The sequence below is a fragment of the Saccharopolyspora kobensis genome (assembly GCF_900108315.1).
GTDB lineage: Bacteria > Actinomycetota > Actinomycetes > Mycobacteriales > Pseudonocardiaceae > Saccharopolyspora > Saccharopolyspora kobensis.
Map to the genome: position 1 here is coordinate 243,370 of NZ_FNVB01000010.1, position 19,817 is coordinate 263,186.

Annotated in this window: 18 protein-coding genes; 6 read left to right on the plus strand and 12 right to left on the minus strand. The window is 71.3% G+C overall.

Annotation, left to right across the window (positions count from 1 at the left end; genetic code table 11):
* Positions 1-53 precede the first annotated feature (53 nt).
* A complete protein-coding gene (gene guaB / locus C4T78_RS30450; protein ID WP_093155084.1) occupies positions 54-1,565 on the minus strand; it encodes an IMP dehydrogenase in 1,512 nt (503 codons plus the stop codon).
* A 253-nt stretch (positions 1,566-1,818) separates the two neighbouring features.
* Between guaB and C4T78_RS30455 the strand changes: the two genes are divergently transcribed.
* The gene (locus C4T78_RS30455; RefSeq protein ID WP_170210508.1) at positions 1,819-2,214 is read left to right on the plus strand and encodes a DUF5319 domain-containing protein; all 396 of its coding nucleotides are present in this window, start codon (positions 1,819-1,821) and stop codon (positions 2,212-2,214) included.
* A 224-nt stretch (positions 2,215-2,438) separates the two neighbouring features.
* Here the strand turns inward: C4T78_RS30455 and C4T78_RS30460 are convergent, their stop codons facing one another.
* From C4T78_RS30460 to C4T78_RS30475, 4 genes are all read right to left on the minus strand, one after another.
* A complete protein-coding gene (locus C4T78_RS30460) occupies positions 2,439-3,533 on the minus strand; it encodes an anti-sigma-D factor RsdA (RefSeq protein ID WP_093352431.1) in 1,095 nt (364 codons plus the stop codon).
* Positions 3,534-4,106 (minus strand): sigma-70 family RNA polymerase sigma factor, encoded by a 573-nt coding sequence (locus C4T78_RS30465; protein WP_093155087.1) that lies wholly within the window; start codon positions 4,104-4,106, stop codon positions 3,534-3,536.
* Between the two features lie 454 nt (positions 4,107-4,560).
* Entirely contained in the window at positions 4,561-5,157 is a 597-nt protein-coding gene (locus tag C4T78_RS30470; protein ID WP_029536209.1) for a response regulator transcription factor, read from the minus strand.
* Between the two features lie 299 nt (positions 5,158-5,456).
* Positions 5,457-6,548: a MerR family transcriptional regulator gene (locus tag C4T78_RS30475; protein WP_374703914.1), complete on the minus strand. Its 1,092-nt coding sequence runs from the start codon at positions 6,546-6,548 to the stop codon at positions 5,457-5,459.
* 209 nt (positions 6,549-6,757) lie between these two features.
* Here C4T78_RS30475 and C4T78_RS30480 point away from each other — a divergent pair, with 209 nt between their 5' ends.
* Positions 6,758-7,063, plus strand: a complete 306-nt coding sequence (locus C4T78_RS30480) for a WhiB family transcriptional regulator (RefSeq protein WP_093155089.1) — start codon at positions 6,758-6,760, stop codon at positions 7,061-7,063.
* Positions 7,064-7,235: 172 nt separating this feature from the next.
* On the opposite strand, the gene groL is transcribed toward C4T78_RS30480, so the two are convergent.
* Both groL and groES read right to left on the minus strand, forming a co-directional pair.
* Positions 7,236-8,858 (minus strand): chaperonin GroEL, encoded by a 1,623-nt coding sequence (gene groL, locus C4T78_RS30485; RefSeq protein WP_093352427.1) that lies wholly within the window; start codon positions 8,856-8,858, stop codon positions 7,236-7,238.
* A 299-nt stretch (positions 8,859-9,157) separates the two neighbouring features.
* On the minus strand, positions 9,158-9,448 hold the full coding sequence (gene groES / locus C4T78_RS30490) for a co-chaperone GroES (RefSeq protein WP_010316109.1): 291 nt from the start codon (positions 9,446-9,448) through the stop codon (positions 9,158-9,160).
* A gap of 762 nt (positions 9,449-10,210) precedes the next feature.
* Here groES and C4T78_RS30495 point away from each other — a divergent pair.
* Positions 10,211-11,785: an alkaline phosphatase D family protein gene (locus tag C4T78_RS30495; RefSeq protein WP_093352424.1), complete on the plus strand. Its 1,575-nt coding sequence runs from the start codon at positions 10,211-10,213 to the stop codon at positions 11,783-11,785.
* A gap of 158 nt (positions 11,786-11,943) precedes the next feature.
* The gene (locus tag C4T78_RS30500; protein ID WP_093352421.1) at positions 11,944-12,534 is read left to right on the plus strand and encodes a SanA/YdcF family protein; all 591 of its coding nucleotides are present in this window, start codon (positions 11,944-11,946) and stop codon (positions 12,532-12,534) included.
* Positions 12,535-12,718: 184 nt separating this feature from the next.
* On the opposite strand, the gene tsaD is transcribed toward C4T78_RS30500, so the two are convergent.
* From tsaD to tsaB, 3 genes are read right to left on the minus strand one after another with little or no spacing between them, the layout of a single operon-like run.
* Entirely contained in the window at positions 12,719-13,774 is a 1,056-nt protein-coding gene (gene tsaD / locus C4T78_RS30505; RefSeq protein WP_093352419.1) for a tRNA (adenosine(37)-N6)-threonylcarbamoyltransferase complex transferase subunit TsaD, read from the minus strand.
* Positions 13,771-14,238 (minus strand): ribosomal protein S18-alanine N-acetyltransferase, encoded by a 468-nt coding sequence (rimI, locus tag C4T78_RS30510; protein WP_093352891.1) that lies wholly within the window; start codon positions 14,236-14,238, stop codon positions 13,771-13,773. Before rimI ends, tsaD begins: the two co-directional genes overlap by 4 nt.
* An 11-nt stretch (positions 14,239-14,249) precedes the next feature.
* Complete coding sequence (tsaB, locus tag C4T78_RS30515) at positions 14,250-14,903, minus strand: tRNA (adenosine(37)-N6)-threonylcarbamoyltransferase complex dimerization subunit type 1 TsaB (protein ID WP_093352416.1); 654 nt, start codon at positions 14,901-14,903, stop codon at positions 14,250-14,252.
* A gap of 105 nt (positions 14,904-15,008) precedes the next feature.
* Between tsaB and C4T78_RS30520 the strand changes: the two genes are divergently transcribed.
* A complete protein-coding gene (locus C4T78_RS30520) occupies positions 15,009-15,335 on the plus strand; it encodes a hypothetical protein (RefSeq protein ID WP_093352414.1) in 327 nt (108 codons plus the stop codon).
* A 66-nt stretch (positions 15,336-15,401) separates the two neighbouring features.
* Here the strand turns inward: C4T78_RS30520 and allB are convergent, their stop codons facing one another.
* Positions 15,402-16,757, minus strand: a complete 1,356-nt coding sequence (allB, locus tag C4T78_RS30525; RefSeq protein ID WP_093352411.1) for an allantoinase AllB — start codon at positions 16,755-16,757, stop codon at positions 15,402-15,404.
* Positions 16,758-17,083: 326 nt separating this feature from the next.
* Between allB and C4T78_RS36615 the strand changes: the two genes are divergently transcribed.
* The gene (locus C4T78_RS36615; RefSeq protein ID WP_093352409.1) at positions 17,084-18,220 is read left to right on the plus strand and encodes a maleate cis-trans isomerase family protein; all 1,137 of its coding nucleotides are present in this window, start codon (positions 17,084-17,086) and stop codon (positions 18,218-18,220) included.
* Between the two features lie 134 nt (positions 18,221-18,354).
* Here C4T78_RS36615 and C4T78_RS30535 read toward each other — a convergent pair whose 3' ends face one another.
* Positions 18,355-19,482 carry a glycerate kinase gene (locus C4T78_RS30535; RefSeq protein ID WP_093352406.1) on the minus strand — a complete coding sequence of 376 codons (1,128 nt, stop codon included), beginning with the start codon at positions 19,480-19,482 and terminating at the stop codon, positions 18,355-18,357.
* Positions 19,483-19,817 lie beyond the last annotated feature (335 nt).

Genomic DNA, 19,817 nt, shown 5'->3' on the forward strand with positions numbered 1-19,817 from the left:
CGGACGCGACGCGGCCGCCGCGCTCGGGAGCGCGGCGGCCGGTCGGTGGCCGGTCAGCGGCCGGTGTAGTTCGGCGCCTCGACCGTCATCGTGATGTCGTGCGGGTGGCTCTCCTTGAGGCCGGCCGCGGTGATCCGCACCAGCTTCGCGTCCTGCAGCTCCGGGATCGTCGTCGAGCCGGTGTAGCCCATGCCCGAGCGGAGACCGCCGACCAGCTGGGCGACGACCTGCGACAGCGGGCCGCGGAACGGCACCCGGCCCTCGATGCCCTCCGGCACCAGCTTGTCCTCGGAGAGCACGTCGTCCTGGAAGTAGCGGTCCTTCGAGTAGGACTTGCCCTGGCCGCGCGACTGCATCGCGCCCAGCGAGCCCATGCCCCGGTAGACCTTGAACTGCTTGCCGTTGACCAGCACCAGCTCACCCGGCGCCTCGGCGGTGCCCGCCAGCAGGCTGCCCAGCATCACCGAGCTGGCACCGGCGGCGATCGCCTTGCCGATGTCCCCGGAGTACTGGATGCCGCCGTCGCCGATGATCGGCACACCGGCGGGCCGGCAGGCCATGCTCGCCTCGTAGATCGCGCTGATCTGCGGCACGCCGACCCCGGCGACCACGCGGGTGGTGCAGATGGAGCCCGGCCCGACGCCGACCTTGACCGCGTCGGCCCCGGCGTCGATCAGCGCCTGCGCGCCCGCGCGGGTCGCCACGTTGCCGCCGATCACGTCGACCGAGTTGCCCAGTTCCTTCTTCAGCGTGCCGACGGTCTCCAGCACCGCGCGGGAGTGGCCGTGCGCGGTGTCCACGATCAGCACGTCCACGCCGGCGTCGACCAGCGCCATCGCGCGCTCGTGCGAGTCCGCGCCGACGCCGACCGCGGCGCCGCACAGCAGCCGGCCGTCCGGGTCCTTGGTGGCGCTCGGGTACTGCTCGGTCTTGACGAAGTCCTTGACGGTGATCAGGCCGCGCAGCTTGTCCGCGCCGTCCACGATCGGCAGCTTCTCGATCTTGTTGCGGCGCAGCAGCCCGAGCGCGGCCTCCGCGGTGACGCCGACCTGCGCGGTGATCAGCGGCGCCGGCGTCATCACCTCGCGCACGCGGCGCGTGAAGTCGACCTCGAAGCGCATGTCGCGGTTGGTGATGATGCCGACCAGCGTGCCGTCCGGGTCGGTCACCGGAACACCGGAGATGCGGAAGCGGGCGCACAGCGCGTCCACCTCGGCGAGCGTGTCGTCCGGCGAACACGTCACCGGGTCGGTGACCATGCCCGCCTCGGAGCGCTTGACCACCTCGACCTGGGACGCCTGCTCCTCCACCGAGAGGTTGCGCTGCAGGATGCCGACGCCGCCCTGGCGGGCCATCGCGATCGCCATCCGCGCCTCGGTCACGGTGTCCATCGCGGCCGACAGCAGCGGAACGCGCAGCCGGATGTTGCGGGAGAGCTGCGTGGAGGTGTCGACGCCGCTCGGGATGACGTCGGACTCGTCCGGCAGCAGGAGCACGTCATCGAAGGTCAGCCCCAGCGTCGCGAACTTCGATGGGAGGCCGGGTGCGGTGAGTTCGCTGGTCATGGCGAGGGATGTGCCTTCCTTCACGCTACGGTCCACACACGGAGGATGCGGCTGGCTCGTTCCCCGGCGATCGCGTCGTCGACGGTTACGTCTGGTAACGCGGCATCGGCTTCGGGGATTCCCCCAATGATAGAGACCACAGGTCAGCGGCCGGTTGTCGCGTCCTGGCAGGCGTGCGCCACGCCACCCCGCCACCGGACAGCGGTGGACAAGACCGCCCCGAGAGCCCCACGAGGTCGACGCAGCCGGTACCGTGCGGGCCGTGCCGCACGATCCGATGCCCCCAGACCCGTTCGCGGGCGACCCGGAAGATCCGAGCATGGCACTCGGCGATCACGACGACGCCGACGGCCCGCCACTCGGTGACGAGGAACGCGCCGAGCTGCTCGCCGATCTGACCGACCTCGCGGTCTACCAGGCGTTGCTCGAACCCCGCGGCATCCGCGGCATCGTGGTGGACTGCGCCGACTGCGGCGAGTGCCACTACCACGACTGGGAGCTGCTGCGGGCCAGCCTGGAGCAGCTGCTGCACGACGGTCGCATGCGACCGCACGAGCCGGCCTTCGATCCCAACCCCAGCGAGTACGTGACCTGGGAGTACTGCCGCGGCTACGCCGACGGCGTCACGGAGAGCGAAACCACCCGCTGATCGGTGGCGGTTCCGGTGTCTGGTCTGCGCGGCGGTGCGAGTAGCCGAACCCGCCCGACCGCGGGATCCCGTTCTCCTGCATGACCAAGGGCCGTCCTCGCCGGGCGACCTCTGAGAACTCGCCGCGGGGTTGGGCTGTGCGCATGCGGCTGGCGCCGCCCTGGCGATGGCTGGGTTGAACGAAAAAGGGGCTCCCGCGCGGGAGCCCCTTTTTCAGCGTCCGGTCAGGGGTGGCTGGTGCCGCTGCTGTTGTTCGGGATCAGGCCGCCCCAGCTGCTCGACGGGTTCTCCGAGCTGCCGCTGGTCTCGCTGGGCGAGGTCGTCGTCTCCGTCGGGGTGGACGAGGTCGGCGGGATCGACGAGCTGTCCGTCGGTTCCGGCAGCTCCGAGGGCTGCGACGGCGACGGCGTCGAGGTCGGCGGGGTGGTCTGCGGCGTCGACTCGTTGCTGCTGGGCTGGTCGCCCTGGTCGATCCGCCTGGTCAGCGAAGCGTGCGCGGCCTGCAGGTCGGACAGGCCGTGCTCGTCGTCGATGACGCGCATCTGCTGCTGCGCCGCCTCCAGCGCAGCCTGCGCCGCCGGGCGGTTGCCGCGCTCTATCGCGCTTTCCGCCGTGTCGAGGTCTTCGCGCGCCGAGCTCGCCGCCTGCACCGCACGGGTGTGGTCGGAGTAGAGCACCTGCGCGACGCCCCACAGCATGTCGCCGGGCTGGGCATCGCGAGCAGCGACACCGACCCCGGTGAAGCCGATCATCAGCACGGCTGCCGCGGTCGCGACCGGCACCAGGTGCCGCCGCTTGAGCCAGCGGCGCGGGCGCGCTCCCGAGGAGATCGCGACCGCCGCGGTCTCGACGTCGACCAGATCACCGATCGGCGAGGAGTCGACGTCCTGCCGCCAGGCCACCAGCAGTGCTTCCAAGCTGGGACGTTCGCCGGCCGCGGGCACCGCCACGTCCGGGTTGGTGCCGCCGAGCGCGTCCAGCAGCGCGTCGTCGTCCTGCAGCGCGGCCAGGTCGATCGGCTCGTCCAAGTCGTCGTGGTCGACCAGCTCGCCGGAGTCGTCGGCACTGTCCCGGTCTTCCGGCCGCGACCGGAAGGCGAGCACCGCGGCGCCGTCCGAATCGGCGTCGCTTCGGGTGTTTTCGGACTCGTCCGAGTCGGAATCCCGACGGTTTTCGCTCAGTTCCGTTCCCTCGTCTGCGGGCTCCGCCGCGGGCACCACGTCCCGCCCGTCCGCCCGGGTCGAACGGTCTTCCTGCTGGCCGGACTCGACCGGGTCGCGTCCTTCCCGCTCCCCCTCGGGCCCCTTCCGCTCAGCCATTCAGACCACCTCCTCCGCGGACAGCGTCTTTCGCAGCCGGGCCAACGCGCGGTGTTGTGCCACGCGTACCGCGCCCGGCGTAGAACCGACCGCTTCGGCGGTTTCCTCCGCCGACAACCCGACGACCACCCGGAGAAGCAGGATTTCCCGCTGCTTCGCCGGGAGGACGCGAAGTAGTTGCGCCATCCTGCCCGAGAGCTCACCTTGCATCGCCCGCTGCTCCGGACCGGCTTCGGACTCCGGGGTATCCGGAACGTCCGCCACGGGTTCGGAGCGGTTGCGGGCCAACGCCCGGTGCGCATCAGCCACCTTGTGCGCGGCGATGCCGTACACGAACGCCAGGAACGGACGACCCTGGTCCTTGTAGGAGGGCAACGCGGTCAGCACCGCGAGGCACACCTCTTGGGCCACGTCGTCCGCCGAAGCGAACGACCTCTCGTTTCGTCCGACTCTGGCGCGGCAGTACCGCACCACCAAAGGACGGATTTCGGCCAGCAAGCGCTCGATCGACTGACGATCGCCGTCGACGGCGGCGCTTACAAGAGCGTCCAGCCCGTCCCCCACGTTGGTCATCGCAGACAGCAGCCCTGGTGTTACGCGTTCAAGCGACTCGGATTTGCCCGGCGAACATCGCGTGCACCGCACGCCGCGCCGCGCTCACCGTACCGGCCGTTGGGCGCTCGTTGAACAGGGACTCGGGATCAGGGGCGGGCGTAGTCACGCATCCACATCTACCAGACGCCGAACCGGGCGGCGTTTCACCTGGTCATCGCGATCTTGCCCGGAAAGGGACGCCGGTCGTGGAGCAATCGCGAGAGGGGCCGAGGTGGCATTTCGGGGCGTATCGCCGTTTTGCCGCCGAATACCGCTTCGGCCGTTATCCCCCGACTTCCGACAAGACTATGGCTCGCGTCACGCCGCCCTTCCGGGCGCGGTTCCGGACATCCGGGCGGTGACGCGAGCCACACTCACTTTCGTAACGTCAGCTCGCGCAGGGTCGGCAGCCCCGTCGGCCGCCGGTGGCGGATCAAGCGACGAGACCGCGGCGGAAACCGTGCGCCACGGCCTGCGCCCGGTCGCGGACGCCGAGCTTGCGGAACAGCCGGCGCGCGTGGGTCTTGACGGTGTCCTCCGAGAGGTAGAGCTCGCGGCCGATCTGGCCGTTGCTCTTGCCCTGGCTCATGCCCCGCAGCACCTGGAGCTCGCGCTCCGTGAGCTGCACACCGGGGTCGGACGGCTGTCGGGGAGCGGGCACCGAGGTGCTCGCGAGGGTGTGCGCCAGCGCCGCGACCAGTTCCGGTCGCGAGGCGTCCCAGCGGAGGTAACCGCGGGCACCACCGGCGATGGCGGCAGCGATGCTGGCCGCGTCGTCGGGGGCGCCGAAGACGATCACGTTCGCTTGTGGATGGGCGGACACGAGCCGTCTGGTGGCTTCCACGCCGTTCGGGACAGCGCGCTGGGTGCCGACCAGCACGACGTCCACGGCTTGCCGCGAGAAGCGGGCCAACAGCTCGTCGCCGTGGGCGACGCAATCGATCCGGCTCACTCCGGGGACAGCTGACATCACACGAGTGAGCCCTTCCCGGACGCTACGCCGGTCATCGCAGATCAGGACCGTCGTCACGGGAACTCCTTTCCTGCAGGCGGGTGACGTTCCACCTCCCCTATCGGACGCAGGGGCCAAAACCTTGACACGATCCGGTGCTTAATCCGTCAAGAAATTTCGCGGCTACCCCATCCGAGCGCCGTTCACCGGAACGGAGCAAGGAGGCGGGCAACTACCCCGTGCAGTCACCCATCACCCGTCATACCTGCAGTATTCACCCGATTGCGGCTCGTTGTGGCCGCGATTTCGCCCGTCCGCACGAACCCGGCAACGCAGCCTCACACGATCGTTGTGAGTTAGGTCACACTGGGCTCAGGTCAGCCCAGGACGGTCTCCGAAACACGCGCCACAGCGGTCTCCAACGAGCCGAGCAGCTCCGCGTGCGCGGGCAGCGCCTCGGGCGACCACCCGGCACCGGCCACGAAGGCCCGAGCCCGCTGCCGCGTGATCGGGATGTCCTCCAGCACCCGCGGGGCGGCGTAGTGCGGCTGGTCGGCCCACAGCACGACCGCGGCGGGCGCGGAGCGCCGGACCGCGGCCGCCAGGCCCTCCCGGGGCAGCGCGGCGCCGAACAGGCGGTGCCCGACGCGGTTGGCGGCCAGCGCGGCGGCGAGCGCCACGAGTTCGAGCTCCTGCGCCTCGCCGGGCACCGGGGCGAGCACCACCGGACGCGGGTTGAGCGGGGCCGGAGCGTTCGCGATCACCGAGCGCAGCGCCGTCGAAGCGCAGTCGACGAGCAGCTGGAGGACCTCGACGCCGGAGCCGGAGCGCTGGCGGCGCTCGCTCACCGCGCGCAGGACGGGCTGCAGCATGCCCTGCCACACGGCCACGACGCCGTCGGAGTCCATCGCCTCGATCAGCAGCCGCTGCACCGACCAGGAGTCCAGCGCCAGCGCCGCCCGCCCGAGCCCGCGCGCCTCGGGGCCCGCGCCGGTGAGCTTGAGGCCGCGACCGCCGGTGTTGGAGCCGCTGACCAGCTTGATGTCGTCCCCGCCGTCCAGCACACCGGACAGCAGGACGGGACCGTCACCGTTCTCCTCCGGCTGCTCGGCGACCTCCGGGGAGCGCTGCGGCGGCGGCGCGGCGACGGTGCGCGCGTACCTGGCGGCCTCCATCGGCGAGGCGCCGCGCAGCAGGGCGCGCTGCATCTGCTCGAGGCGCGCGATGTCGGCCGGCCCGTAGCGGCGGTGCCGACCGCTGGTGTGGTCGCTGGGGCCCAGCCCGTAGCGGCGGTCCCAGGTGCGCAGGGTCGCGGGCGCCACACCGAGGCGGCGGGCCACCGCCGCGACGCTGAGCCGCGGCTCGTCGTCCCCGCCCGGCTCAGCACCTTCCGAGGTGCCCGGTCGCCCCGATTCGTCGATCGGGACAGGGGTGTCCTCCCCGGGTGCAGGTTCCGGCCGCGTCGTCACGCGGGACATATTCCGGTTCCCGCCCGCGCAGAGCAAGCCGGTCACGCAAACGATCACGTCTCCCGAAAAGATCACTCCAATGATGAACAAGTTTTGGCGCGATAAGGGTTGAACAAGTTTTGGCGCGGTTCTACGGTTGGATCATGCGAGGCTGCGGCGGGCCCGTCGCAGCAGGGGAGGGGATCCACCGGTGGGAGGTGGTTGTCGCAATGGCAGACACTCGACGTCTTCCAGGACCGAACGCCGATATCTGGGATTGGCAGATACGAGGCTCCTGTCGAGGCATGGACAGCGCGTACTTCTTTCATCCGGACGGCGAGCGGGGTCCGGCGCGAGCTCGGCGCGAGGCGAAGGCAAAAGAGGTGTGCCAGCACTGCCCGGTGATCGCCCAATGCCGCGCCCACGCGCTGGCGGTGCAGGAGCCGTACGGCATCTGGGGCGGGCTGTCGGAGTCGGAACGAGAAGTGATCATCAAGGCGCGCAAGCGCCAGCAGCTGGCGGTCGCGGCCAGCTGACCCGCTTGTGCTGATCGAGGCGCCCAGCGCCCCGGTCGCCGGAGTCGAATGACCACGAGGGGCGTCATTCGGCTCCGGGCAGGCGAGAACGAGATCGGGGCGGCACCCCTGCTGGGTACCGCCCCGATCTCGTCGTGCTCAGTTGTCAGCGGTCAAGCCGCCGGATGGAACTTCAGTGGCCGTGCCCGTGGCCGTGGCCGTGACCGGCCTCGGCGGCCTCTTCCTCGGGCTTCTCGACGACCGCGCTCTCGGTCGTGATCACCATGCGGGCGATGGAGGCCGCGTTGGCGACCGCGGAGCGGGTCACCTTCAGCGGGTCCACGATGCCCGCCTGGACCAGGTCGCCGAACTCGTCGGTGGCGGCGTTGTAGCCCGAGCCCCAGTCCAGGTCGCGGACCTTGGACACCACGACGGCGCCTTCCTGGCCCGCGTTGGCGGCGATCCAGTACAGCGGCGCCTCCAGCGCGCGGCGCACCAGCTGCACACCGGTGGCCTCGTCACCGGAGAGGCCGAGGTCGTCGGAGAGCACCTTGGCGGCGTGGATCAGGCTCGACCCGCCGCCGGGCACGCTGCCCTCCTCGGCCGCGGCCTTCGCAGCGGCGACCGCGTCCTCGATGCGGGACTTGCGCTCCTTGAGCTCGGTCTCGGTGGCCGCGCCGACCTTGATCACCGCGACGCCGCCGCCCAGCTTGGCCAGGCGCTCCTGCAGCTTCTCGCGGTCCCAGTCGGAGTCGGTGGCCTCGATCTCCTTGCGGATCTGGTCCACGCGCTCCTTGAGGGCCTCGGCGGTGCCGCGGCCGTCCACGATGGTCGTGGTGTCCTTGGTCACGGTGACCCGGCGAGCCGAGCCCAGCACCTCCGGACCGGCCTCGGACAGCTTCAGCCCGACCTCCGGCGCGATGACCTGGGCGCCGGTGGCGACCGCCAGGTCGTCCAGGAACGCCTTGCGGCGGTCGCCGAAGAACGGGGCCTTGACCGCGACGACCTTGAGGGTCTTGCGGATCGCGTTGACGGCCAGGGTGGACAGCGCCTCGCCCTCGACGTCCTCGGCGATGATCAGCAGCGGCTTGCCGTTCTGCGCGATCTTCTCCAGCAGCGGCAGCAGGTCCTGCAGGCCGGAGATCTTCTCCCGGTGCAGCAGGATCTGGGCGTCCTCCTGGACGACCTCCTGGCGCTCGGCGTCGGTGACGAAGTGCGGGGAGATGAAGCCCTTGTCGAACTGCAGGCCCTCGGTGATCTCCAGCTCGGTGGCCAGCGTCGAGGACTCCTCGATGCTGATCACGCCGTCCTCGCCGACCTTCTCCATCGCCTCGCCGATCAGCGCGCCGATGGCCTCGTCGCGGGAGGAGACGGTGGCGATCTGGGCGATGTTGTCGCGGCCCTTGACCGGGGTGGCCTTGGCCTTGAGGGCCTCCACCACGGCGTCGGTGGCCGCCTGCACGCCCTTGTTCAGCGCCGCCGGGTTCGCGCCGGCGGCCAGGTTCCGCAGGCCCTCGCGGACCAGCGACTGGGCCAGCACGGTGGCGGTGGTGGTGCCGTCGCCCGCGACGTCGTTGGTCTTGGTCGCCACGTTCTTGGCGAGCTGGGCGCCGAGGTTCTCGAACGGGTCGCTCAGCTCGATCTCGCGAGCGATGGTCACGCCGTCGTTGGTGACCTGCGGCCCGCCGAACTGCTTGTCCAGCACGACGTGCCGGCCGCGCGGTCCGAGGGTGACCTTGACCGCGTCGGCGAGCTGGTTGACGCCGCTCTCCAGCGCGCGCCGGGCCTGCTCGTCGAAGGTGATCTGCTTAGCCATGGTTGCAACAGCCCTTCACAGGTGCCTGATCTGATCTAAAGGGGGGTCTTGGTTCTGCCTTCCGAGCGGCGCAGCCGCTCAGCCCGCGCGCACGACCGGCACCGCCGCGGGTTCTCAGCGCGCCGCGTGCTGGGCACACGTCAGGAGGGATCCCGCAGTCGAGGAAGCCGTGGGGGTTCCGCTCCCCGCACCGCTGCGCGAGACGAGTCCAGCGACAGTCCTCGCACCCCCGGACATGGGTCCGCCCCGGGGTCCCGCGGTCGGGACCGCCGGGGCGGCAATGCTTCACGCGTGGTGCGTCAGTTGACGACGGCCAGCACGTCGCGGGCGGAGAGGATCAGGTACTCCTCGCCGTTGTACTTGACCTCGGTGCCGCCGTACTTGGAGTAGATGACGACGTCACCCTCCTTGACATCCACCGGGATGCGGTTCCCCTTGTCGTCGACGCGACCCGGGCCGACGGCCAGAACCTTGCCCTCCTGGGGCTTTTCCTTGGCGGTGTCCGGGATCACGATGCCGGACGCAGTCGTCGTCTCGGCCTCGCTCGCCTGGACGACGATCTTGTCCTCAAGCGGCTTGATGCTCGCCACGGTGTGACCTCCACCTTCTGGGGCCTTCGAAGCGTTGTCTGGGTTAAGACGGCTCCGTGGCTCCCCGCCGTCGCGGGTGCCGGGGCGCTGCGGCGCCGTTCTGCTAGCACTCTACCGATGAGAGTGCCAACGCTCAACAACCACCCGCATCCCCCGATCGCAGGAGTGTTTCAGGCGCCCGCCGAGCGTGCACGCAACGTGGTCGATCAGCTTCGCACCGCGACCGCGGCGGCCTCCGGCGCCGCCCACCAGGGATGTTGTGACAAGTGATCAGCTCTGCGTGATCTTCGCAGGTAGATCGGCATGCGGGATAAGTCACCAATACCGGAGGCAGTGCACGGATGTGACGTTCGGTGCCCTATGTTGCCTGGCATGCCAGCCCTCTCCAAGCCAGCGAACCGGCCGTGGGAACGACGTCCCCGACCCGCGCGCCCGCCCGGCCCGCCTGGTCCGCCGACTCGGGCCGGTTGGCGCCCGAAGTGAACCGGACCACTGCCCCGACCCGCACCGACGACGTTCACCCAGACCCCCGATGACGAACCCGACTCCTGTGCCCAGGGCTTCGGCTCTGGGCACAACTCGTGCGCCCGCCAACACGCGGCCCCGGCAGGCGCTGCCACCAGCTGACCGGGCAGCGCAGAACTCGCAACCGGCGTTGAGCCGGGTGGCCGAACCGGTGGCGAGTTCGTCAGGAATTCACCTGGATCGGCCCTCATTCCGGTAGTTTCCGGCGTTCGACCGGAACGAACTGGAGGGCTTGCGATGACCGAATCCCCCGTCCCGTTATCCAGGCGGGTCAGCCGACGCGCCGTTCTCCTCGGCGGTGCGGCCGCGCTCGGGGCCACCGCGCTCGGCGGATCCGCGCTGGCCAACGCGCTGGCCATGCCCGGAGCCGGCGTCCGGCGACTCGCCGATCCGTTCACCCTCGGCATCGCCTCCGGCGATCCGCTGCCCGACGGCGTCGTGCTGTGGACCCGCCTCGCGCCGAAGCCGACCGCCGACGACGGCCTGGGCGGCATGCCCGACAAGGTCGTGCCGGTGCAGTGGGAAGTCGCCGAGGACGAGCAGTTCAGCAAGATCGTGCAGAGCGGTGAGGCGCAGGCCGCTCCGGAGCTCGGGCACAGCGTGCACGTCGAGCTGGAGGGGCTGCGGCCCGGCGCGGAGTACTTCTACCGCTTCCGCGCCGAGGGCGAGATCTCGCCGGTGGGCCGCACCAGGACCGCACCGGCGCCGGACGCGCTCGACGAGCTGACCATGTGCTTCGCCTCCTGCGCGCACTACGGCGAGGGCTACTTCACCGCCTACCGCCGGATGGCCGAGGACGACCCGCACCTGATCCTGCACCTCGGCGACTACCAGTACGAGTACCCGGCCAAGGCCGAGGACGTGCGCGAGGTGCTGGGGCCGGAAACCCGGACCCTGGCCAACTACCGGCAGCGGCACGGCCAGTACAAGACCGACCCCGACCTGCAGCTGGCGCACGCCACCGCGCCGTGGGTGGTGGTGTGGGACGACCACGAGGTCGAGAACAACTGGGCCGACGAGGTGCCGGAGAAGCCCGACGACGGGTTCCTGGACCGGCGCAAGGTGGCGTTCCAGGCCTACTACGAGAACATGCCGCTGCGCAGCACCGCCAAGCCGTCGGGCACCGACCTCCAGCTCTACCGGCGCCTCCGGTGGGGTTCGCTGGTCAACTTCCACATGCTCGACACCCGCCAGTACCGCGACGACCAGGCCTGCGGCGACGGCTGGCAGTCCGGCTGCACCGACCGTGAGGACCCGGACCGGTCGATCACCGGCGCCGAGCAGGAGAAGTGGCTCCTCGACGGGTTCCGCGACACCACCGCGCGCTGGGACGTGCTCGGCCAGCAGGTGTTCTTCTCCAGGCTCGACCGCGGGATCGGCGACGAGGAGAAGTACAGCATGGACTCCTGGGACGGTTACGTCGCCAACCGCGACCGGATCGCCGACGCGATGGCCGACAGCGCCGTCCGCAACGGCGTGGTGCTCACCGGCGACGTGCACCGGCACTGGGCCGCGGAGATCAAGCGCACCCACGACGAGCCGGACTCCCCCGCCGTCGGCACCGAGTTCGTGACGACCTCGGTGACCAGCGGTGGCGATGGCAACGACGACGGCAACGAGGACGTGCTCAAGGAGAACCCGCACGTGAAGTTCTACGCCAACCGGCGGGGCTACGTGCGGACCAAGTTCACCGCGGCCGAGCTGCGCGCGGACTACCGCGTGCTGACCAAGGTGTCCGAGAAGGACGCCCCGGCCGAGACCGCGAAGTCCTTCGTGGTCGAGGACGGCAAGCCGGCGCTGAACCCGGTGTGAGGCCTCGGGGCGCCGGTCCCGCCGGGTCCGGCGCCCTTGCTGGCGATCTCGCGCGAGATCGGCGCCCCGCACGCGTGCGGAAGGGCGATCTTGCGCCCGGCCGCCACGGGGTGCTCGTGCGCGGTGATCGGGGTCGACCGCGATGGCACACTTGGCTGGTGCGCGGAGTGTGGGTTGGGCTGGCGGGACTGGTCGGCATCGGTGTGGTGACGGGAGTGCCCTCGGCGTGGGCGTTCGCGCGCAGCGCGCGGCGCATCCGCTCGGCGTCCGACGTGCCGGAGACCGAGGTCGGCCTGGTGCTCGGCGCCGGGGTGCGCTGGGACGGCACGCCGAGCCTGATCCTGCAGGGGCGGCTGAACGTGGCCAGGGACCTCTACGACGCCGGGAAGATCCGGCGGATCATCGTCAGCGGCAGCCCCGAATCGCGCGGCTTCAGCGAGCCCGTGGTGATGCGCCACCACCTCGTGTCGCACGGCGTTCCGGCCGATGCGATCGTGCTCGACGAGTCCGGTGTGGACACTTGGCGCTCCTGCGTGCGGGCGGCGGGCGAATTCGGCCTGCGCGAGCTGACGGTGATCAGCACGGACTTCCACCTCCGCCGGGCGGTGGCGATGTGCCGCCGCCTCGGCGTGGACGCCCACGGCGTCGGCCACCACGCAGCGGCGGACTGGCGCCTCGAGCGCGTCGCGGCGCGCGGAGTCCGCCGCGAGTTCCTCGCCACGGTCAAGGCCTTCTGGTACAGCCGCTGACCACCGCCACAGCCCTCCACCCCCGGCAACTGCGCAATTTCAATGGAAATTGAACCGCTGATTTCAATTGAAGTTGCGCGCGTCGTCGGCGTGTCGGGCACCCGACACACCGACGGCGTGTCGGGATCCACGCAATTTCAATGGAAATCGGACGTCTGATTTCCATTGAAATTGTGCAGGACGGTCACTGGACGACGATGGTGCTGACCGGCAAGCCCGGGTTGGCGGGCATGTCCAGGGGCGAGGGCTTCGCGCCCGAGGCCAGGACGTGCGCTCCCAGAGCCGCGATCATCGCCCCGTTGTCGGTGCACAGGCGCGGGCGCGGAACCCGGAGCGCGATGCCCGCCTCCGCGCAGCGCTGCGCCGCGAGCTCCGACAGTCGGGAGTTCGCCGCCACACCACCGGAGATCACCAGCGTGTCCACGTCCAGGTCGCGCGCCGCGCGGACCGCCTTCGCGGTCAGCACGTCGGCCACCGCTTCCTGGAACGAGGCGCACACGTCCGGGACCGGGATCTCCCGGCCTTCGCGCTGCTCGGTCTCCACCCAGCGGGCCACCGCCGTCTTCAGGCCGGAGAAGGAGAAGTCGTACTTCGCGTCGCGCGGGCCGGTGAGGCCGCGCGGGAACGCGATCGCCTTCGGGTTGCCGAGCTTGGCCTGCTTGTCGATCGGCGGCCCGCCGGGGTAGGGCAGGTCGAGGATGCGGGCGACCTTGTCGTAGGCCTCGCCCGCCGCGTCGTCGATGGTGGTGCCGACCTCGGTGATCTTCTCGGCGATGCCCTCCACCAGCAGCAGCTGGGAGTGCCCGCCGGAGACCAGCATCGCCAAGCAGCGGTCCGGCAGCGGGCCGTGCTCCAGGGTGTCCACGGCGACGTGCCCGCCGAGGTGGTTGACGCCGTACAGCGGCACGCCCAGCGCGGAGGCGTAGGCCTTGGCTGCGGCGACGCCGACCATCAGCGCGCCCGCCAGGCCCGGCCCCGCGGTCACCGCGATGGCGTCCACATCGGACAGTTCGAGGCCGGATTCGTCCAGCGCGCGGCGCATCGTCGGCGCCATCGCCGCGAGGTGCGCGCGGCTGGCGATCTCCGGCACCACGCCGCCGTAGCGGGCGTGCTCGTCGACGCTGGAGGCCACCGCGTCGGCCAGCAGCTCGACGGTGCCGTCCGTGGCCAGCCGCACCAGGCCGACGCCGGTCTCGTCGCAGGAGCTCTCGATGCCGAGCACCACCCGGTCCGCAGTCATTCCCCGGTCTCCGTTCCCGCCGCGGGCCGGCGCATGGTGTGCGCGTCGGCCCCGGACGGCTGGTAGTAGCGCTTGCGCAGGCCGACGATCTCGAAGCCGTGCTTGCGGTACATCGCGATCGCGGGTTCGTTGTCGGTGCGCACTTCCAGGAACGTCGTCGCCCGCTGCTCGTCGGCCCGCGCCAGCAGCGCCCGCAGCAGCGCCTTGCCCACGCCGGTGCCCTGGTGACCGGGCTCGACGCCGATGGTGTGCACCTCGGCCTCGGCGTGCGGCGCGCGGCCGACCACGGCCAGCCCGGCGTAGCCGATCAGCCGCCCGTCGAGGTAGGCCCCGACGTAGTGGTGGCCCTGGTCGAGCTCGGAGGCGAACGCCTCCCACGACCACGGGTCGTCGCCGGGGAAGAGCACCTGCTCCAGCTCCGCGCAGCGCTTCAGGTCGGCGCGGCGGAGCTTGAGCACCTCCAGCGCAGTGGTGGTCACTTCGCACCCCTGGTCAGCACGGACTTCCGCTTGCTCGGCAGCTCCGCGTCCGGTCGCCGCAGGTAGAGCGGCACCAGCGGAGCCGGTTCGGTGCCCAGCACGTCCTGCGCCGCCGCGACCAGCCCCACCGGCGTGGGGTAGCGCGGCTCGACGACGGGCAGGTCGAAGGCCTCGGCCAGCTCTCCGGCCGCTGCGGTGCAGCCCTCGGTCGGCACGTCGGCGGGCCGCTGCACGTGCGGGCCGTCGATCCGGGTCCGCCCGGAGTAGGCGGCCCAGTAGGCCTCCTTGCGGCGCGCATCGGTGGCGACCAGCAGCTGCCCGGTGACGTCGGCCTGCGCGGCGATCGCGTCGAGGCTGCACACCGGGTGCACCGGGCGGCCGCACGCCTGGCCGAGCGCCGCAGCGGTGACCATGCCGACGCGCAGGCCGGTGAACGGGCCGGGCCCGGCGCCGACGACGATCGCATCGGCGTCGGCCAGCTCGTGTCCGGCTTCGGTCATGACGTCGAGGAGCTGCGGCATCAGCAGCTCTCCGTGGGCGCGCGGGTTGATCGTGACGCGTTCGGCGAGCGATCGGGGCCCACCGTCGTCCAGCGCGACCAGCCCGGCGGTGACCGCAGGGGTCGAGGTGTCCAGCGCAATGACGAGCACGGTTACTCAGCGTACGTCAGCCCTGGTGAGGTGGGGCTTCCCACCCCGGTGGCCGCGGGTTGGCAAGATCTCCGCAGACGCGGATCCGGCCACCGGGGGTTTCAGATGTTCGGCAAGAAGCTCGAAACGCACGTCATCGTGCTCAACGACCTCGACGACGGCCGGGAGGCCGTCCGGCGCGCGCTGGAGACCGCGTCCGCCGAGGAGGTGCCGGGCTTGCAGCGCGCGCTGCGGCTCCTCGACGAGTCGGCTTCCGCCGAGGACCCGAAGATCCGCTGGACCCGCGAGGTCCTGGCGAAGGCCGGGATCGACCCGCTGGAGCGCGAGGTCCACGCGGTCCGCGAGGTCCGCAAGCAGCTACCGGGCCTGTCCCTGGTGGCTGCCGTGGACATGGTCCGCGCCCTGAACCCGGACGCGAAGCGACGCCGGTGATTCAGGCCCCGTGAGTGGTTTGGGGTGCTATAGCCCCCCAAAGCACTCACGGGCACCTGCAACCGGTCAGCGGGTGAGGAGGTTGCCCTGCGGGGCGGTCGCCGCGTCGGGGCCGACGATCTGCGTGCCCCGGAGCCAGGTCTCGCGGACCACGCCCGCCAGCGGGCGGCCGTGGTAGGGCGAGACCGGGTTGCGGTGGTGCAGCTTGTCCACGTCCACCACGAAGGCCGCGTCCGGGGCGAAGACGCAGAAGTCCGCGTCCTGGCCGACCGCGATGGAGCCCTTGCGGTGCACGCCGGCGAGCTCGGCGGGCTTGCGGGACATCCACTGCACCACGTCGGCCAGGCTGTGGCCGCGCACCCGCGCCTGCGTCCACACCGCGGGCAGGCCCAGCTGGAGGCTGGAGACGCCGCCCCAGGCCACGCCGAAGTCGCCGATGTCGAAGCGCTTGAGCTCCGGCGTGCACGGCGAGTGGTCGCTGACCACGCAGTCGATGATCCCGTCGGCCAGTCCCTGCCAGAGCAGCTCCCGGTTGCGCGCCTCGCGGATCGGCGGGCAGCACTTGAACTGGGTCGCGCCGTCGGGGACCTCCTCGGCGCTGAAGCTCAGGTAGTGCGGGCAGGTCTCGACGGTGACCTTGACGCCGTCGGCGCGCGCGGAGGCGATCATCGGCAGCGCGTCGGAGGAGGACAGGTGCAGGATGTGCACGCGGCCGCCGATCCGCCGGGCCAGCTCGATGACCTGCGCGATCGCCACGTTCTCGGCGCCGCGCGGGCGGGAGTTGAGGAAGTCGCCGTAGGTCTCGCCGTGCGCGGTGGGCGCGTGCTCGATGGCGTCGGAGTCCTCGGCGTGCACGATCATCATCGCGTCGTAGCGGGCCAGTTCGCGCAGCGCCTCGTCCAGCTCGGCCGGGTTCAGCGGCGGGAACTCGTCGACGCCGGAGTGCAGCAGGAAGCACTTGAAGCCGAACACCCCGGCCTCGTGCAGGCCGCGCAGCTCGCCGAGGTTGCCGTGCACCGCGCCGCCCCAGAAGCCGACGTCGACGTGCGCCTTCTCGCGGGCGGTCTTGCGCTTGATCTCCAGCGCGCCGGTGTCGATGGTCGGCGGGAGGCTGTTCAGCGGCATGTCGATGATGGTGGTGACGCCGCCGGCCGCCGCGGCGCGGGTGGCGGTGTCGAAGCCCTCCCACTCGGTGCGGCCCGGGTCGTTGACGTGCACGTGGGTGTCCACCAGCCCCGGCAGCAGCACCTCGTCGGCGGCGAGCTCGATGGTGCGGGCCGCGTCGAGCTGGGCGTCGAAGGGCTCGACGGCGGCGATGCGGCCGTCGCGGACGCCGACGCTGCCGGACGTCTCCCCGTTCGGGCCGATGAGCCGACGTGCGCGGAACACGACGTCGAACGTCGCGGTGGCTGCCTCGGACAACGCGGTACCTCCTGGACTCAACTGTTCAACAAAGTGTTGAACCTTCGACGGTTCCGGTCAAGCCCCCCACGGCCGGAAAGCACGACAAGTTCTTCCGCATTGTGAAGTATACTTATCGATTCATGAAATAGTCGGGCAGAAGCCGTGTCCCGTCAAGGACCCGCCCGCGAAGCATCGATTCAGCCTTCCGCCGCATCCGCCCAGGTATTGACAGGTGCCGCGCAGCGCTGTTTGGTATACCGCATCCCAGATCGCGCCGCTCCTCCCGCGCCGGAGGCCCGCCGGGGCGCGAGCACCGGGCTCCGGCCCGCGGGAGAGGAGTCGCCGTGCCCCGCATCGGAATGCTGACCCCTTCGTCGAACACCGTGCTCGAACCCGTCACCTACCGGCTGCTGTCCGGTGCGGAGGAGGTGACCGCGCACTTCAGCCGGTTGCCGGTCACCGCGATCTCGCTCGCCGAGGAGCAGAGCGGCCAGTTCTCGGTGGCCCGGATGTCGGCCGCCGCCGAGCTGCTCCGGGACGCCGCGGTGGACGTCGTGGTGTGGAACGGGACCGCCGGGTCCTGGCTCGGCCTCGACTACGACCGGCAGGTCTGCGATGCGCTGTCGCAGGTGTGCGGGGTTCCGGCGACGACGTCGACGCTGGCGCTGCACGACGCCTTCCGCGCCTTCGGCGTGCGGAGGTTGGGCCTGGTCACGCCGTACACCGGCGACGTGACGGCGCGCATCGCGGAGACGTACGCGGCCGAGGGCGTCGAAGTGGTGGCCGACGAGCGGCTGGAGATCACCGACAACTTCTCCTTCGGCGAAGTGCCCGAGCAGCGGCTCGTCGAGATGATCGGGGCCGCCGCGCCCGGCGCGCAGGCGGTGGCGCTGGTGTGCACGAACCTGCGCGGTGCCTTCCCGGCAGCCGAACTGGAACCGGAACTCGGAATTCCCGTGCTGGACAGCGTTTCCGTGACGTTGTGGAAGGCGCTCGACCTGCTCGGCGGCCGTCCTCTCGATCGCGGGAGCGTGCTGCTGTCCGGCTCGACGCGGGCCGCGCTGAAGGAGATCTGCGCCCTGCTCCGCGCGGCGACCGGCTCGGACCGGACGACGGTGCGCCTGGACCTGCCCTCGCAGCGGCTCGGCGTCGACCTGGCCGCGGCCGAGGACACCGGCCCCGGCGTGGCGGCCATCCAGCACGACCGGAGCCTCGACCAGCGCGCGCTGAACACCGTCCGATGGCTGGAGGAGCACCGCAAGACGCTGGTGCAACCGCACTTCCGCGCCGACCCGCGGCCGCCGCAGGCGCTCATCGCCGCCTACGGCGTCCGGGCTCAGCTGCTCGCCCCGATCGAGATCGACGGCGCGATGGTCGGCTGGATCTCGGTGCACAGCCTCACCGAGCGCGACTGGGCACCTGCCGAGATCCGAGCCGCCGAGGCCGCGGCATCGCGCGTCAGCACCCTCCTGGAGCGGTGACCGGCGCAATTTCAATTGAAATCACCTGTGCGATTTCAATTGAAATTGCACTCTCCTCACCCGGCCGGGGGGCTGCGGAACCCTGCCGGGGGTTTGCGGGCGCCTTGGTGGAGCGAGGAGGGGCTTGGCACCGGTCAGGGCTTCAGGTGGTCGGCGGCGATGCGTTCGGCCAGTTCGGGGAGGAGGGTCGCCGCTTCGCGGATGCAGCGCTGGGGGTCCGGTTCGATGTCGGTGAGGGTGTAGACCGCTTCGATGCCCGCTTCGCGGAGGCGCTCCGGGGAGAGCTCCGAGCGACCGGCGATCGCCACCACCGGGATGCCCGCCGCGCGGGCTCGGGCGGCCACCCCGGCCGGGCCCTTGCCGTGCAGCGTCTGCTCGTCGATGGAGCCCTCGCCGATGATCACCAGGCCCGCTCCGGCCAGCTGGCGGTCGAAGTCGATCAGCTCCAGGACGACGTCCACGCCGGGGCGCATGCGGGCTCCGAGCACCGCGAGGGCGCCGTAGCCGACACCGCCCGCCGCGCCCGCCCCCGGCTGCTCGGCCACGTCGCGGCCGCCCGCCGCCAGCACCGCGCGCGACCAGTTCGCCAAGGCCTCGTCGAGGAAGCGCACCTGATCGGGGTCGGCGCCCTTCTGCGGGCCGTAGACGTGCGCCGCGCCGCGCTCGCCGAGCAGCGGGTTGTCCACATCGGAGGCGAGGATCACCTCGGTCCCCGCCAGCCGCGGGTCGAGGCCGGAGAGATCCACCGACGCCACGCGGGCCAGTGGTCCACCGCCTGGGGGCAACGGGTGCTCCGCAGCATCCAAAACCCGCGCCCCCAGGACGGTGAGCATTCCGGCGCCGCCGTCGGTGCACGCACTGCCACCGACGCCGAGCACCACGGTTCGCGCGCCCGCGTCGAGCGCCGCCAGGATCGCCTCGCCGGTGCCCTCGCTGGACGCCGCCAGCGGGGCGAGCTCGTCCGGGTCCAGCAGCGCCAGCCCGGAGGCCGATGCCAGCTCGACCACCGCCGTGTCGTCGAACACCGCGATCTCGGTGTCCACCGGCTCGCCGACCGGCCCCGCGACGCGGACCGGGATCGGCACGTACCCGCCGGCCACCGCGGCCTGGACGGTGCCGTCACCGCCGTCGGCCACCGGCGCGGACCGGACCTCCACTTCGGGCCGGGCCCGGCGCAGGCCGGTGGCCACCGCGGCGGCCACCTCCGGCGCCGTCAGCGAACCCTTGAACTTGTCCGGCGCGATCAGGACGGGTCCAGGCAAGGCGAACTCCTGTTGTGCAGGTGGTGGTGCCCCCGCCGAGACGCCCGGCACGTGCTCGGCGGGGAACACCGAGGGTCATCGGGTATTCCACCCGAGGACCCCGTCTGGGGAAAGTGGGGAAGGCGCTCGCCGGAACACCACCGCGCGTTCCGGCGAGCGCTCCCCTCGCGGGGCTGCCCTGGTGGCCCCGCACGGGGTGCGCGAGTGTGTGACAGGACCGCTCGGCCCGGTTCCCATCGGGCCGAACAGCGCCAACGCACCCCGAGTCCAACTCGTTCTTCTGTTTGAAGCGGCGGAGCCGCTTGCGCCACGCGGCACCGCCGCGGGTTCTCAGA

Excerpts from the sequence above, each read along its gene's own strand:
- groL (WP_093352427.1), bottom strand. The coding sequence starts at position 8,858 with ATGGCTAAGCAGATCACCTTCGACGAGCAGGCCCGGCGCGCGCTGGAG.
- C4T78_RS30465 (WP_093155087.1), bottom strand. The coding sequence starts at position 4,106 with ATGACCAACGTGGGGGACGGGCTGGACGCTCTTGTAAGCGCCGCCGTC.
- C4T78_RS30520 (WP_093352414.1), top strand. The coding sequence starts at position 15,009 with ATGTTCGGCAAGAAGCTCGAAACGCACGTCATCGTGCTCAACGACCTC.
- C4T78_RS30495 (WP_093352424.1), top strand. The coding sequence starts at position 10,211 with ATGACCGAATCCCCCGTCCCGTTATCCAGGCGGGTCAGCCGACGCGCC.
- tsaD (WP_093352419.1), bottom strand. The coding sequence starts at position 13,774 with ATGACTGCGGACCGGGTGGTGCTCGGCATCGAGAGCTCCTGCGACGAG.
- C4T78_RS30480 (WP_093155089.1), top strand. The coding sequence starts at position 6,758 with ATGGCAGACACTCGACGTCTTCCAGGACCGAACGCCGATATCTGGGAT.
- guaB (WP_093155084.1), bottom strand. The coding sequence starts at position 1,565 with ATGACCAGCGAACTCACCGCACCCGGCCTCCCATCGAAGTTCGCGACG.
- C4T78_RS30460 (WP_093352431.1), bottom strand. The coding sequence starts at position 3,533 with ATGGCTGAGCGGAAGGGGCCCGAGGGGGAGCGGGAAGGACGCGACCCG.